General features: G+C 73.0%; 15 protein-coding genes. 7 read left to right on the top strand and 8 right to left on the bottom strand.

Annotated elements, in window-relative coordinates:
- Positions 1-137 precede the first annotated feature (137 nt).
- Positions 138-950, top strand: coding sequence for a hypothetical protein (locus tag CTZ28_RS12325; protein WP_121889380.1), 813 nt, complete (start codon positions 138-140; stop codon positions 948-950).
- 118 nt (positions 951-1,068) lie between these two features.
- Entirely contained in the window at positions 1,069-1,398 is a 330-nt protein-coding gene (locus CTZ28_RS12320) for a rhodanese-like domain-containing protein (protein ID WP_121889379.1), read from the top strand.
- A 32-nt stretch (positions 1,399-1,430) separates the two neighbouring features.
- Here CTZ28_RS12320 and CTZ28_RS12315 read toward each other — a convergent pair whose 3' ends face one another.
- The 6 genes from CTZ28_RS12315 to paaA form a co-directional block, all read right to left on the bottom strand.
- Positions 1,431-2,564 carry an acyl-CoA dehydrogenase family protein gene (locus tag CTZ28_RS12315; protein WP_121889378.1) on the bottom strand — a complete coding sequence of 378 codons (1,134 nt, stop codon included), beginning with the start codon at positions 2,562-2,564 and terminating at the stop codon, positions 1,431-1,433.
- 89 nt (positions 2,565-2,653) lie between these two features.
- Positions 2,654-3,718: a 2Fe-2S iron-sulfur cluster-binding protein gene (locus CTZ28_RS12310; protein WP_121889377.1), complete on the bottom strand. Its 1,065-nt coding sequence runs from the start codon at positions 3,716-3,718 to the stop codon at positions 2,654-2,656.
- A complete protein-coding gene (gene paaD, locus CTZ28_RS12305; protein ID WP_121889376.1) occupies positions 3,718-4,287 on the bottom strand; it encodes a 1,2-phenylacetyl-CoA epoxidase subunit PaaD in 570 nt (189 codons plus the stop codon). Before paaD ends, CTZ28_RS12310 begins: the two co-directional genes overlap by 1 nt.
- Entirely contained in the window at positions 4,281-5,000 is a 720-nt protein-coding gene (gene paaC, locus CTZ28_RS12300) for a 1,2-phenylacetyl-CoA epoxidase subunit PaaC (RefSeq protein ID WP_121889375.1), read from the bottom strand. The genes paaD and paaC overlap by 7 nt, the downstream gene beginning before the upstream one ends.
- A complete protein-coding gene (gene paaB, locus CTZ28_RS12295) occupies positions 4,997-5,284 on the bottom strand; it encodes a 1,2-phenylacetyl-CoA epoxidase subunit PaaB (protein WP_121889374.1) in 288 nt (95 codons plus the stop codon). Before paaB ends, paaC begins: the two co-directional genes overlap by 4 nt.
- Positions 5,281-6,288, bottom strand: coding sequence for a 1,2-phenylacetyl-CoA epoxidase subunit PaaA (paaA, locus tag CTZ28_RS12290; protein WP_121889373.1), 1,008 nt, complete (start codon positions 6,286-6,288; stop codon positions 5,281-5,283). The genes paaB and paaA overlap by 4 nt, the downstream gene beginning before the upstream one ends.
- A 342-nt stretch (positions 6,289-6,630) precedes the next feature.
- Here paaA and CTZ28_RS12285 point away from each other — a divergent pair, with 342 nt between their 5' ends.
- The 3 genes from CTZ28_RS12285 to CTZ28_RS12275 all read left to right on the top strand — a co-directional run bounded on the left by CTZ28_RS12285 (position 6,631) and on the right by CTZ28_RS12275 (position 9,689).
- The gene (locus CTZ28_RS12285) at positions 6,631-7,650 is read left to right on the top strand and encodes a DUF5819 family protein (protein ID WP_121889372.1); all 1,020 of its coding nucleotides are present in this window, start codon (positions 6,631-6,633) and stop codon (positions 7,648-7,650) included.
- Positions 7,647-8,864 carry an HTTM domain-containing protein gene (locus tag CTZ28_RS12280; protein WP_121889371.1) on the top strand — a complete coding sequence of 406 codons (1,218 nt, stop codon included), beginning with the start codon at positions 7,647-7,649 and terminating at the stop codon, positions 8,862-8,864. Before CTZ28_RS12285 ends, CTZ28_RS12280 begins: the two co-directional genes overlap by 4 nt.
- Positions 8,865-8,933: 69 nt before the next feature.
- Positions 8,934-9,689: a TrmH family RNA methyltransferase gene (locus tag CTZ28_RS12275; protein WP_121889370.1), complete on the top strand. Its 756-nt coding sequence runs from the start codon at positions 8,934-8,936 to the stop codon at positions 9,687-9,689.
- A 6-nt stretch (positions 9,690-9,695) separates the two neighbouring features.
- Here CTZ28_RS12275 and paaN read toward each other — a convergent pair whose 3' ends face one another.
- Positions 9,696-11,387, bottom strand: coding sequence for a phenylacetic acid degradation protein PaaN (gene paaN / locus CTZ28_RS12270; RefSeq protein WP_121889369.1), 1,692 nt, complete (start codon positions 11,385-11,387; stop codon positions 9,696-9,698).
- A gap of 160 nt (positions 11,388-11,547) precedes the next feature.
- Here paaN and CTZ28_RS12265 point away from each other — a divergent pair, with 160 nt between their 5' ends.
- On the top strand, positions 11,548-13,065 hold the full coding sequence (locus CTZ28_RS12265) for a 3-hydroxyacyl-CoA dehydrogenase (RefSeq protein ID WP_121889368.1): 1,518 nt from the start codon (positions 11,548-11,550) through the stop codon (positions 13,063-13,065).
- Positions 13,062-13,649, top strand: coding sequence for a TetR/AcrR family transcriptional regulator (locus CTZ28_RS12260; protein ID WP_121889367.1), 588 nt, complete (start codon positions 13,062-13,064; stop codon positions 13,647-13,649). The genes CTZ28_RS12265 and CTZ28_RS12260 overlap by 4 nt, the downstream gene beginning before the upstream one ends.
- Positions 13,650-13,651: 2 nt before the next feature.
- Here the strand turns inward: CTZ28_RS12260 and CTZ28_RS12255 are convergent, their stop codons facing one another.
- Entirely contained in the window at positions 13,652-14,152 is a 501-nt protein-coding gene (locus CTZ28_RS12255; protein WP_398655792.1) for an Lrp/AsnC family transcriptional regulator, read from the bottom strand.
- Positions 14,153-14,308: the final 156 nt, after the last annotated feature.

Here is a 14,308-nt window from a genome sequence, read left to right as displayed (position 1 = left end):
CCTGTGTCCGGTGCGGCGAGTGGGGGTGCCCCCTGCTCGGAGAGCTCGGGGGAGCGTGCATGGCGTCGCGGGGCTGGGGGCACCTCCCGGCCGGAGGCTGGGGGAGGGAATGTGACGACAGGGCCTAGGCTGGTCCGGTGACGACCCCGGAAGCTGAGCAGTCCCAGGCGCCCCGGCCCGAGGAACGGCTGGAGCGGGCCGTGCGGGCCGCCGAACAAGCGCTGATCGAGTTCGAGATCGCGGTGGAGACCTTCCGCGTCGAGGTCGAGAATTTCTCCCGGCTGCACGAGCAGAAGCTGGGCCCGGTGTATGCCCGGCTGGAGGAGCTGGAGGCCCAGATCGCCGAGGCCAGGGCCGCCCGCACCGGCGACCCCGAGGACCTCCGCGCGGCGCAGGAGGCGCGCGCCCGGGTCACGCCCATCCCCGGCGTGGAGGAGCTGCTGCACGGCTGGATGGACGGGCAGGGGCTGTTCCCGGAGGCTGCCGCGATGCTCAGCGACCAGGCGGTCCGGCCCCCGCAGCGGGTGCGCCCCAGCGAGGAGGCCCGCAAGCTCTACCGCGAGCTGGCCCGCAAGGCCCACCCCGATCTGGCGCAGGAGGAGGACGAGCGGGCGCGGCGCGAGGAGTTCATCACCCGCGTCAACGCCGCCTACGCCCGTGGCGACGAGGCGCTGCTGCGCGAGCTGGCCGAGGAGTGGGCCGCGGGCCCGGCTCCCGCCGAACGGCCCCCGAGCCGCAGCGAGGAGCTCTACGTCCGCCTGGAGTGGCTGGCCCAGCGCAAGGAGCTGCTCACGCTGGTCGCCCGCGAGCTGGAGGACAGCGCGATCGCGTCCATGCTCCGCCTGGCCCCCGACGACCCCGACAGCCTGCTGGACGAGATCGCCGAGCAGCTCCGGGGCGATGTGGCCCGGCGGGAGGCGGAGCTGGCGGAACTCCTGGCGCAGGGATAGCACCCCTGGCACCGGGAGACAGTCTCCTGGCACCGGGGTGGCCCGGTCCGCCTCGGCGTCCACGTCCGGGCTCCGGCGTCCTTCGGGTAGCGTCGTGGCCATGAGTTTTGGAGCTGGTGTGCCCACGGTCGGGGTCGCGGACGTCGGGGACGGCGTCTTCCTGCTGGACGTCCGCGAGGACGACGAGTGGCAGGCGGGCCACGCGGAGGGGGCGCTGCACATCCCCATCAGCGAGTTCGTGGCCCGGTACGGGGAACTGACCGAGGCCGCCCCGCAGGACGGCCGGGTCCATGTGATCTGCCGCTCCGGCGGCCGCTCGGCCCAGGTCACGATGTATCTGGTCCAGCAGGGCGTCGACGCCGTGAACGTCGACGGCGGTATGCAGGTCTGGCAGGCCGCCGGCCGCCCGGTCGTCACCGACGAGGGCAACCCCGGTCACGTCCTGTAGCCGGCGCCGCGCCGGCCGGCGGCCGGTGCGGCTCAGCCCAGGGGGTGCGCGGCGAGCAGGTCGCCCAGCGCCTCCTCGTGGGCCGCGGCCGGGCCGAGCGAGAGTTCCAGGTGCTTGGCCCAGGCGTGGTAGCGGTGCAGGGCGTAGTCGGTGTCGGCACCGAAGCCGCCGTGCAGGTGCTGCGCAGTCTGCACCACCCGGCGGACGCCCTCCGAGGCCCAGATCTTCGCCACGGCGATGTCCCCGGAGACCGGCAGCGGCCCCGGTGCCCCCGAGCTGATCCGCCAGGCGGCCTGCCACAGCGTGGCCTCCATGGCGCGCAGATCGATATAGCGGTCGGCGGCCTGGACGGCGACGGCCTGGAAGCTCGCGATCGGGTGCCCGAACTGCTCCCGCTTGCCGGCGTAGGCGCTCGTCATCCCGAGGACCCGCTCGCCCAGCCCGAGCGCGAGCGCGCACGTCCCCGTGGTCAGCAGCCCGCGCAGCCACTCCCACGCCCCGTCGGCGTCGATGACCCGGCGCGCCGGGATCCGCGCGGACTCCAGGCGCAGCTCGCCCAGCCGCTCGCCGCTGGTGGAGATCTGCTCGGCGAGGGCGACGCCCTCGTGGCCGCGGGGGACCAGGGCGAGGACGGTCCGGTCGGTCTCGGTGCGCGCGGGCACCGCCACGAGGTCGGCGCCGTACGCCCAGGGCACCGCCGTCTGCACCCCGTCCAGCACCCAGGCGTCGCCGTCCGGCCGTGCGGTGACGGCCAGTTCGGCCGGGTCGTGGCCGCTGCGCCCGCTCGCGGCGACGGTGAGCACGAGGGTGCCCCGTCCCGCGCGCGGCAGCAGCTCGGCCGCCAACTCCTTTCCGCCATAGGTCTGTACGGCCGCGGCGGCGGCGCTGTGCTCCAGCAGGGGCACTCGTGCGAGCACCTTGGCGGACTCCCGCAGCACCAGGCACAGGGCGATGGCGTCCAGGCCCGCCCCGCCGTACTCGGTGTCGAGCAGCAGGCTCAGCAGGTCCGCCTCGGCCAGCCTGGTCCACAGCGGCCGGTCGAAGTCCTCGGCGACGGCGCCGGGGGTGAGCGCGGGGCTCGGCACCGCGTCCGGTACCACCCCGGCGAACACCCCCTGGGCCGCCTCGGCCGCCGCCAGCTGCTCCTCGGTGAAGGTGAAGTCCACGGTCCTGTCCTCCCGGCGGCTCCGCTCGTCTGACGGACCGTCAAGATAGAACAGGTTCTAGAAGAAGGGAACGGTGCGGTGGCCCGCGGTCAGCGGTCGAAGTCCAGTTCCACCTCCTCCGTCACCGGATGCGACTGGCAGGCCAGTACATAGCCGGCCGCCGTCTCGTCCGACTCCAGGGCGAAGTTGCGGTCCATGCGGACCTTGCCCGAGACCAGGAAGGCCCGGCACGTCCCGCACACCCCGCCCTTGCAGGCGTAGGGCGCGTCGGGCCGGTTGCGCAGCACCGTCTCCAGCAGTGACTCCCCGTCCCGGACGGGCCAGGTCCCGCCGCGGCCGTCGAGCCGGGCCGTGACCGTGCTGTGCGCGGGGGCGGTGACGGGCACCGCGGGCGCCGCACCCGCGTCCACATGGAAGATCTCCTCGTGAATCCGCGCCCGGTCCACCCCGAGATCCCGCAGCGCCCGCTCGGCGCCCTGCACCAGCCCGAACGGCCCGCACAGGAACCATCCGGCCACCGCGTCCACCGGCAGCAGCGCGGGCAGCAGCCCCGTCAGCCGCTCCCGGTCCAGCCGCCCCGAGGGCAGGCCCGCCTGCTGCTCCTCCCGGGAGAGCACCGTCACCAGATGCAGCCGCTGCGGATAGCGGTCCTTCAGGTCGGCGACTTCCTCCAGGAACATCGTCGAGGCGGCCGTGCGGTCGCTGCGGATCAGACAGAACCGGGCTTCCGGCACGCGCGCCAGGAGCGTCGAGACGATCGACAGCACCGGGGTGATGCCGCTGCCGCCGACGATCGCCGCGTACATCCCCGGGGCCGGCTCCAGCGTGAAGCGCCCGGCCGGGGTCATCACCTCCAGCTCGTCGCCGACGCCGATCTCCTTCAGCGCGTACGTTGAGAAGGCGCCGCCCTCCACGAGCCGTACCCCGATCCGCACGGTGGCCGGACCCTCATCGCCGGGTGCGGGCGCGGGGGAGCAGATCGAGTAGGTCCGCCGGATGTCCAGCCCGTCGGCCCGGCGGCGCAGGGCGAGGTGCTGGCCGGGCGCGTGCCGGTACTCCTCGCGCAGCCCGGGCGGGACGGCGAGGGTGAGGGCCACGGAGTCGTCGGTGGGGCGGTCGACCGCGACCACCGGGAGCGGATGGAAGCGGGCCATCACAACTCCTTGAAGTGGTCGAACGGTTCACGGCAGACCAGGCAGCGCCGCAGCGCCTTGCACGCGGTCGAGGAGAACCGGCTCAGCAGCTCGGTGTCGGCCGATCCGCAGTGCGGGCAGCGGACGGGTTCGGGCGCGCCGGATATCTCGGACATCTCTGACGCCTCGGACGCGGTGGCGCGGGTCCGGCTCGGGCCGAGGGCGAGCGGAACCGGACCCGGGTCGCGCCGCACGCGCGGGGGAGCGATGCCGAACTCCCGCAGCTTGCGGCGCCCTTCGTCCGTGATGTCGTCGGTCGACCAGGCGGGCGCGAGCACCGTGCGCACCGTGACCCGGCGCATGCCGTGGCCGCGCAGCACCCGCTCGATGTCGACGGACATCGCCTCGATCGCCGGGCAGCCGGTGTAGGTGGGGGTCAGGTCCACCTCGACGGCGTCCGTGCCCCGCAGGTGCACCGCGCGCACCACACCCAGCTCCCGGAGGGTGAGCACGGGCAGTTCGGGGTCGGGCACCGAGCCCGCGAGAGAGAGGAGTTCCGCCTCCAGCGGTGTGGCCGTCGTCGTCACCATGACGCCCCCGGATGGCTGCGGTGCAGATGCTGCATCTCGGCGAGCATCCGCCCGAACGGCTCGGTGTGCAGGCCCTGCCGGCCGGCGCCCGCCGACCAGGCTCCGCCGCGTGGCCCCTCGGGGACCGTCAGGGTGGCCCGGCGCAGCACGTCGCCGACGGACTCCAGCCAGGCCGCCTCCATGGCCGCCCCGTCGGTGTCCAGGCCCGCCACCGGCTGGAACATCTCCCCGGTGAACCGCCACAGGGCGTCACAGGCGCGCGTCATCCGGTCATGGCTGACCTCCGTGCCGTCGCCGAGCCGCAGTGTCCACTGCTCGGCGTGGTCCCGGTGGTAGGCGACCTCCTTGACGGCCTTGGCGGCGAGCGGCGCGAACGGGCCGTCGCCGGCGGCCAGTTCGGTGTACAGCAGGTGCTGATGGACGGAGAAGTACAGCTGGCGGACGATGGTGTGGGCGAAGTCGCCGTTCGGCTGCTCGACCAGCTGGAGGTTGCGGAAGGCGCGCTCCTCGCGCAGGTACGCCAGTTCGTCCTCGTCGCCGGCCATCGACAGCAGCGCGCGGGCCTGGCCGAGCAGGTCCAGCGCGATGTTGGCGAGCGCGACCTCCTCCTCCAGGACGGGCGCGTGGCCCGCCCACTCCCCCAGGCGGTGCGAGAGCACCAGGGCGTCGTCGCCCAGCGCGAGCGCGGCGGTCGTGGGCACGGTGGCGGTCACAGGTGCTTCACCCCTTCCGGGATCTCGTAGAAGGTCGGGTGCCGGTAGGGCTTGTCCGCGGCGGGTGCGAAGAAGGGGTCCTTCTCGTCGGGTGAGGACGCGGTGATCGCGGCCGCCGGGACGACCCAGATCGAGACGCCCTCGCCGCGCCGGGTGTACAGGTCGCGTGCGTTGCGCAGGGCCAGTTCCGCGTCCGGGGCGTGCAGGCTGCCGGCGTGGGTGTGGGAGAGGCCGCGGCGGGAGCGCACGAAGACCTCCCACAGGGGCCAGTCGGTGTCGGTCATGCCCGCGCTCCTTGTGTTCCGCCGTTGTGCTTGGCCGCGTGGGCCGCGGCCGCTTCCCGTACCCACGCGCCCTCGTCGTGTGCCCGTCGGCGCTGGGTGATCCGCTGCTCGTTGCACGGGCCGTTGCCCTTGAGGACCTCCCAGAACTCCGTCCAGTCGATCGCGCCGAAGTCGTGGTGCCCCCGCTCCTCGTTCCACCGCAGGTCCGGGTCGGGGAGGGCGAGGCCGAGGGACTCGGCCTGGGGGACGCAGATGTCGACGAAGCGCCGGCGCAGCTCGTCGTTCGAGTGGCGCTTGATCTTCCAGGCCATCGACTGGGCCGAGTGCTGGGACGCGTCGTCGGGCGGGCCGAACATCATCAGGGACGGCCACCACCAGCGGTCCACCGCGTCCTGGGCCATCGCATGCTGCTCCGGGGTGCCGTTGCTGAGGGCGAGCAGCAGTTCGTACCCCTGGCGCTGGTGGAAGGACTCCTCCTTGCAGATGCGGACCATCGCGCGCGCGTAGGGACCGTAGGAGCAGCGGCACAGGGGGACCTGGTTGGTGATCGCCGCGCCGTCCACCAGCCAGCCGATCGCGCCGACGTCGGCCCAGGTCAGCGTGGGGTAGTTGAAGATCGACGAGTACTTCTGGCGGCCGCTGTGCAGCTTGTCGAGCAGCTCGTCGCGGCCGGTGCCGAGCGTTTCCGCCGCGCTGTACAGGTACAGGCCGTGGCCCGCCTCGTCCTGGACCTTGGCCATCAGGATCGCCTTGCGGCGCAGCGAGGGGGCGCGGGTGATCCAGTTGGCCTCGGGCTGCATGCCGATGATCTCGGAGTGGGCGTGCTGGGCGATCTGCCGGACCAGCGTCGCGCGGTAGGCGTCGGGCATCCAGTCGCGGGGCTCGATGCGGTCGTCCGCGGCCACGGCGGCGTCGAAGGCGCGCTCGTACGCCGTCGTGGCGGCGGTGTCCTGGGCGTCGTGCGCCGCCGCGGCGGCCGTGCGGTGCGCGGCTGCTGTGGCCATGCGGTCCCCCTGACCTCGGGATCTTCCGGAAAATCTGCTACCGACCGATCGTTCGGTTCGTGCGATTCCATGGTGGGTGAGCCGCCGTGGGGTGTCAACCGCTGTGGACAACCCCGGCGGCGGCCTGTGGACAACCCGGGGAGCCCGGGCGGGCGCGGGGTCGTTCGGGTCCCTTGCGGGCGTGGGAGTGGCGACGGCCACGCCCGTGAACCGGGCCTCGGGGCTGCGCCCGGTGGGCAGGGCTGAGTACCGTTCCGTGCGAGCGCCGAGTACTAGGGTTCGCGGGCCATGCGCGGCCCGCGGCGGGCGGCCGGACGACGGAGCGGGACGGGACGGGGCGGAATGGACGCGTACGACGGAGACTCGCACGCCCCGCAGGGGCCGGTCGGGTCGGGCGAGGCGCCTCCGCCGGAGCGGCCGCGCGATTCTGGCGTGCCCGCGCCACGCGGTCCGGGAGCGGCGCCGCCCTCAGCCTCGCTGCCAGCGGTGCCTGCGTCCGTGCAGCCCTCACCCGCGCCTCTTTCCGCCGAGCCGGAGCGGCACCCGTCGGCCGTGACGGCCGGGGACGGATCCGAGGCCGGGTTCGGGGACGGGACTGAGCGTGACCGACGGGCGGCGGTGGTCCGGCCGCGGCCGGACCAGGACGGTCCGCCGGGCGGCGAGCCGGCCGGCCCTGGCCCCGCCGGAGACAGCACGGCGCCGCCGGCCGCGCGCCGTGCCGGTGTCGCCGCGCTGTCCCCGCGGTACCAGATCGGCGCCGCCCTGGCGCTCGCGGTCGTCGCGGTCGTCACCTGTGTGCACCTCGGGATGGTGTTCCTGAGCGTCGCGCCCGCCAACACGGTGACGAAGCAGCACGGCAAGGCGATCGAGGAGTGGATCTACCCGGAGTTCGAGCAGAACTGGAAGCTGTTCGCGCCGAACCCGTTGCAGCAGAACATCGCCGTCCAGGTCCGCGCGCAGATCCGCACGGCCGACGGCGACATCGACACGACCGGCTGGTACGACCTGTCCGCGCGGGACGGCGAGGCCATCGACGGCAGCCTGCTGCCCAGCCACACCGAGCAGAACGAACTGCGCCGGGCCTGGGACTTCTTCGTCGCCACGCACGACGGCGACAACCGTCCCGTGGGCCTGCGCGGCGCGCTCTCCGAGCAGTACGTGCGGCGGATCGCGGTGATGCGGCTGTACCGGGAGGACGCGACCGGGCCGGCGGGCGCCGTCCAGCGGGTCCAGGTCCGCTCGCGGACCACCAATGTGCCGCCGCCCGAATGGAGCCGTGAGCAGGTCTCCGACAAGCCGGTCCACCGCGTACTGCCGTGGTGGACGGTCACGGCGGACGAGGCCGCGGGAGGAGTGCGGTGAATCGTCTCGCTCTGTCGGTCTCGCGCGGCATCGCCCGGGTCACCGAATCCCCGCTCGGCCCCTATCAGTCCGCCGTCATCCGCATCGGCTTCTCCGCGACCTGGGTGCTGTTCCTGCTGCGCGAGTTCCCGCACCGCCAGGAGCTGTACGGGCCCGACGGCCCCTGGAGCTGGGCTCTCGCCCGGCAACTGACCTCGGAGAACGAGGCGTTCACGGCGCTGCTGTGGTCGGACGGGCAGTTCTGGTTCGAGGTCTGCTATCTGCTCGCCGTCGTCTCCGGCGTCCTGCTGCTGCTGGGCTGGCGCTCGCGCACGTCGTCGCTGCTGTTCATGGTCGGCGTGCTCTCGATGCAGAACCGCAGCGTCTTCATGGGCGACGGCGGCGACAACGTGCTGCACCTGATGTCCATCTACTTGGTGTTCACGCGCTGCGGCCGGGTGTGGTCGCTCGACGCGCGGCGGGCGGCACGCGGCGAGACGGCACGCGCGCGTGGGGAGTGGGTCCACGACCGGGTGGGACCGGTCCTGTGGACGGGGTTCGGCCTGGTGCTCGGCGCGGTGACCCTGGCCGGCCGGTTCGGCGGCGGCTGGCTGGTGCCCGCGCTCCTGTGGACGGTGTGGGCGGCGCTGGGACTGTGGTGGCTGGCCGGGCGGTTCGCGGCGGCCGGCGAGTTCCGGATCCTGCTGGACGTGATCGCCAACATCGTGCACAACGGCGCCCTGTTCGTGATCATGGCGGAGGCGTGTCTGATCTACGCCACGGCCGGCTGGTACAAGATCCAGGGCTCGCGCTGGCAGGACGGCACCGCCGTCTACTACCCGCTGCACCTCGACTCCTTCTCGCCCTGGCCCGCGCTCGCCGACCTGCTGTCCGCCAACGGCACCGTGGTGATGCTGGTGACGTACGGGACGGTCATCATGCAGGTCGCGTTCCCGTTCACGCTGTTCAACCGGCGGGTCAAGAACGTCCTGCTGGCCGCGATGATGACGGAGCACGCGGCGATCGCGGTGGTTCTGGGGCTGCCGTTCTTCTCGCTGGCGATGATCGCGGCGGACGCGGTCTTCCTGCCGACGTCGTTCCTGCGCCGGCTCGGCGGCCGGGTGGCACGCGCGCCGCTGGTCCGCCCGCGGGGCAGCGGCGGCGGCACCGCGCGGGCGATCGGGCCGGAGCCGGAACGGGAGCCGGAGCCGGCCGTGGGGGTCCGGCAGCCGTGAGCCTCGGCGCCGGGGCGCTGGATTCCGCGTCCCGCGGTGCGCCCGGCCGTCCCGCGTAGGCTTCCCGGCATGACCGACCCCGTGACCCTGTGGCGCGCGCACGCGGATGACGCCGTGCTGCTCGACGGCTTCCACGCCCTCAAGCACGCCCTGCGCTTCGGGGCCGAGGTCCCGGTGGCCGTCACCGCGGACCGGCGGGCGGCGCTGGCGCTGGCCGAGGAGCTGGCCCCGGACCTGCGGGACGCCCTGGACGGCCTGCTGGCCGAGGTGCCGGAGCGCACGTACGCGTCCCTGGTGGCGCGGCCGCATCCGACCGCCGTCGCCGCCCTGGCCGTACGGCCGTCCCGGGAGGCCGGGCTGCGGGTGCTCGCCCGCGTGCCCCGGCACGCGCCCGTCGTGGTGCTCGACAACCCGCGCAACCTGGGCAACGCGGGGGCCGTGATCCGGCTCGCCGCCGGTTTCGGGGCCACCGGGGTCGTCACCACCGGCACGCTCGACCCCTGGCATCCCACGGTCGTGCGCGGCGGTGCGGGCCTGCACTTCGCGACCGTGGTGGAGCGGCTGACGGTCGAGGAGCTGCCGCCCGGACCGCTGTTCGCCCTCGATCCCGAGGGCGAGGACATCCGCGGCACGAAGCTGCCGGACGACGCCGTGCTGGCTTTCGGGTCGGAGCGCAGCGGGCTGTCCGCCGAGCTGCGCGCGCGTGCCGACCATCTGCTGGCCCTGCCGATGCGCCCCCAGGTCTCCAGCTACAACCTCGCCACCAGCGTGGCGATGACGCTGTACCACTGGAGTGCCACCGCGGGCGCACCCCGCTCCGTCTAGCCGGTCTCAGGCCTCCCGGCGCACCTCCACCACCCGGAAGCGGTTCGCGACGAACGCGCCGTCGCACAGCGCCGCGTTGGCCGCCGGGTTGCCGCCCGAGCCGTGGAAGTCGGAGAAGGCGGCGGTCTGGTTGACGTACACCCCGCCGGTGAGGTTGAGGGACAGCTGGGCGGCCTCCTCCAGACAGACCTCCTGGACGGCCTCCTCGACCTGCGAGTCGGTCGTGTACGCGCCGACGGTCATCGCGCCCTTCTCGCGGATCGTGCGGCGCAGCAGCTCGGCCGCGTCGGCCGCCGAGTCGACCGCGACGGCGAAGGAGACGGGTCCGAAGCACTCGCTCATGTAGGCGGCCTCGGCGTCCGGCTTGGCGCCGTCCAGCTTGACGATCACGGGCGTGCGGACGACCGCGTCCGGGAAGTCCGGGTGGGCGATCTCGCGCGAGGCGAGGGCGACCTCGCCGAGCCCGGCGGCGGCCTCCAGACGGGCCTTGACGTCCGGGTTGACGATGGCGCCGAGCAGGGCGTTCGCGCGGGCGTCGTCGCCGAGCAGGCCGTCGACCGCGCGGGCGAGGCCGGCGACCACCTCGTCGAAGGTCTTGGGTCCCTCGTCGGTGCGGATGCCGTCCCGGGGGATGAGCAGGTTCTGCGGGGTGGTGCACATCTGGCCGCTGTACAGGGACAGCGAGAAGGCCAGGTTGGACAGCATCCCCTTGTAGGCGTCGGTCGACTCCACGATGACCGTGTTGACGCCCGCCTTCTCCGTGTAGACCTGCGCCTGGCGGGCGTTGGCCTCCAGCCAGTCACCGAAGGAGGTCGAGCCCGTGTAGTCGATGATCCTGATCTCGGGGCGGGTGGCCAGGGTCTTCGCGATGCCCTCGCCGGGCCGCTCGGCGGCCAGCGCCACCAGGTTCGGGTCGAAGCCCGCCTCGGCCAGCGCCTCGCGGGCGATCCGCACGGTGAGCGCGAGCGGCAGCACCGCGCGCGGGTGCGGCTTCACCAGGACCGCGTTGCCGGTGGCGAGGGAGGCGAACAGGCCCGGGTAGCCGTTCCAGGTGGGGAAGGTGTTGCAGCCGATGACCAGCGCGATTCCGCGCGGGACCGGCGTGAACTGCTTGGTCAGCGCCAGCGGGTCGCGCTTGCCCTGGGGCTTGGTCCACTCCGCCGTGCCGGGCGTGCGGACCTGCTCCGCGTACGCGTACGCCACCGCCTCCAGGCCGCGGTCCTGGGCGTGCGGGCCGCCCGCCTGGAACGCCATCATGAACGCCTGGCCGCTGGTGTGCATCACCGCGTGCGCGAACTCGTGCGTCCGATCGCTGATGCGCTTGAGGATCTCCAGACAGACCACGGCCCTGGTCTCCGGGCCCGCGTCCCGCCAGGCGCGCCGGCCGGCCCGCATCGCGGGCAGCAGCGTGTCGAGGTCGGGGTGCGGGTAGGTCACGCCCAACTCGATGCCGTACGGCGAGACTTCGCCGCCGACCCAGTCGTCGGTGCCGGGCTGGCCGAGGTCGAGGCGGGTGCCGCGGACGGCGTCGAAGGCGGCCTTGCCCGCGGCGGCGTCCAGGCTGCCGTGTTCGCCGTACGCCTTGGGGTGCTCGGGGTGCGGGGACCAGTACGCGCGCGTGCGGATCGCCTCCAGCGCCTGGTCGAGGGTGGGCCGGTGCTTGGCGATCAGTGCGTGCTCGGTCGGTTGGGCGGCCATGCGGGACCAACTCCTCGTCTCAAGAGCTCGTCGGCGAGCTCGTGACCTGTGCAGAAACGTGGGCAGCGACGCTCGGTCAGAGTTAGAGTAACCGAACGATCGGTCGGTACAAGGGGGACCGCCGCATCTGTGGAAAACGTCGTGCGGGAGGATCACGCACATGACAGCACTCGCCCTCAGCAGCCCCGTGGCCGTCGTCGGTACCGGCACCATGGGCCAGGGCATCGCCCAGGTCGCGCTGGTCGCGGGCCACCCCGTGCGGCTGTACGACGCCGTCCCCGGGCGGGCCCGGGAAGCGGCCGAGGCGATCGGCGTCCGGCTCGACCGGCTGGTCGCGAAGGACCGGCTCACCGGGGCCGACCGGGACGCGGCCCGCGCCCGCCTCCTGCCCGCCGAGGACCTCGCCGAACTCGCCGACTGCGAGCTGGTCGTGGAGGCCGTGCAGGAGCGGCTGGACGTCAAGCAGGACCTGTTCCGCGAGCTGGAGGACATCGTCTGCGACGACTGCCTGCTCGCCACCAACACCTCGTCCCTGTCGGTGACGGCCGTCGCCGGTGCCCTGCGCAGCCCGGGACGCCTGGTGGGCCTGCACTTCTTCAACCCGGCCCCGCTGCTGCCGCTGGTCGAGGTCGTCTCCGGGTTCGCCACCGACTTCACCTCCGCCACGCGCGTGTACGAGATCGCCCGCGCCTGGGGCAAGACGCCCGTGGCCTGCGCGGACACCCCGGGTTTCATCGTGAACCGGATAGCCCGGCCCTTCTACGCCGAGGCCTTCGCGGTCTACGAGGCGCAGGCCGCCGATCCCGCCACCATCGACGCCGTCCTGCGCGAGTGCGGCGGCTTCCGGATGGGCGCCTTCGAACTGACCGACCTCATCGGCCAGGACGTCAACGAGTCGGTCACGCACTCCGTGTGGCAGTCGTTCTTCCAGGACGTGCGCTTCACGCCCTCGCTGGCCCAGCGCCGGCTCGTCGAGTCCGGCCGGCTCGGCCGCAAGTCGGGGCACGGCTGGTACGACTACGCCGAGGACGCCGAGCGTGCCGAGCCGCACACCGCCGAACTGCGGCAGGCGCCCGCGTACGTCGTCGCCGAGGGCGACCTGGGGCCGGCGGCCGATCTGCTCACGCTGATCCGCGAGGCGGGCATCCAGGTCCGTCAGGAGGAAGAGGACCACGGCAGCCGCCTGGTGCTGCCCGGCGGCGGCCAGCTGGCCCTCACCGACGGGCAGACCTCGGTGGAGTTCCGGGACGTCGTCTACTTCGACCTCGCGCTCGACTACCGCAGGGCCACCCGCATCGCCCTGTCCGCCTCCCAGGACACCTCCCAGCAGACCCTCGCCGAGGCCATCGGCCTCTTCCAGGCGCTCGGCAAGGACGTGAGCGTCATCGGTGACGTGCCGGGCATGATCGTCGCCCGCGCGGTGGCGCGGATCATCGACCTGGCCCACGACGCCGTGGCCAAGGGCGTCGCCACCGAGGAGGACATCGACACCGCGATGTGCCTGGGCGTCAACTACCCCCTCGGCCCCTTCGAATGGAGCCGCAGGCTCGGCCGCAGCTGGGCCTACGACCTCCTGGACGACCTGCACCTGCGCGACCCCTCCGGCCGTTACGCGCCGTCCCTCGCGCTCTACCGCCACGCGTACGCCACCGACAAGCGGGAGGGCAGCACCTCATGACCATCGCCAGGCGCGACACGTACACCCCCGAGACGCTGCTCTCGGTGGCCGTCCAGGTGTTCAACGAGCGCGGCTACGACGGCACGTCGATGGAGCACCTGTCCAAGGCGGCCGGCATCTCCAAGTCGTCGATCTACCACCATGTCGCTGGCAAGGAGGAGCTGCTGCGCCGCGCGGTCAGCCGGGCGCTGGACGGGCTCTTCGGCATCCTCGACGAGGAGCACGCGCGCGGGGGGCGGGCCGCTGACCGCCTGGAGTACGTGGTGCGGCGCATGGTCGAGGTCCTCATAGCCGAGCTGCCCTATGTGACGCTGCTGCTGCGCGTGCGCGGCAACACCGCCACCGAGCGCTGGGCCCTGGAGCGGCGCCGCGACTTCGACCACCGGGTGGCCGGGCTGCTGAAGGACGCCGCCGCCGACGGTGACGTGCGCGAGGACGTGGAGGTGCGGCTCGCGACCCGGCTGGTCTTCGGGATGATCAACTCGATCGTGGAGTGGTACCGGCCCGACGGGCGCGGCGCCACCGAGCGCGAGGTGACCGACGCGGTGGTGCGCCTGGTGTTCTCCGGGCTGCGCCGCGACTGACGTCAGCCGTTCGGCTCCAGGTCCTCCTCCTCGAACACCAGCAGCGTGCGCGTGCTGAGCACCTCCGGGATCGCCTGGAGCCGGGTGAGCACCAGCTCGCGCAGCGCCCTGTTGTCCGGCGTGTGCACCAGGAGCAGCACGTCGAAGTCGCCGCCCACCAGTGCGATGTGCGAGGCGCCGGGCAGCTCCCGCAGCTGCTCGCGCACGGTGCGCCAGGAGTTCTGCACGATCTTCAGAGTGACGTACGCGGAAGTGCTGTGACCCGCGCGTTCGTGGTCGACGCGGGCCCCGAAGCCGCGGATGACGCCGTCCTCGACGAGACGGTTGATGCGGGCGTAGGCGTTGGCGCGGGAGACATGGACCCGCTCGGCGACGGATCGTATGGACGCACGGCCGTCCGCCTGGAGGATCTGCAGGATGTCCTGATCAATGGCGTCCAGCGGGCGCGGGGGCGGCGGCACGGCACCGGCCTCCGGGCCTTCGGCCATTTGTTCAGGTGTCATGTCCTCCTGCCTTCCTGCCATGGACGTACTGCGTTCATTTCAAGTTGTGGAGAACCGTTTGTCCACAGCCTGGAGGTGCCTGTAGCCAAAATGTGCCGACGACCGAACAATCGGTAGGTGAGGCGGGTCACAGGCGACGCGCCTCCCGTAGCCGCT

This window comes from Streptomyces shenzhenensis (assembly GCF_003688995.1).
GTDB lineage: Bacteria > Actinomycetota > Actinomycetes > Streptomycetales > Streptomycetaceae > Streptomyces > Streptomyces shenzhenensis_A.
This window is presented reverse-complemented; position numbering and strand designations above follow the sequence as displayed.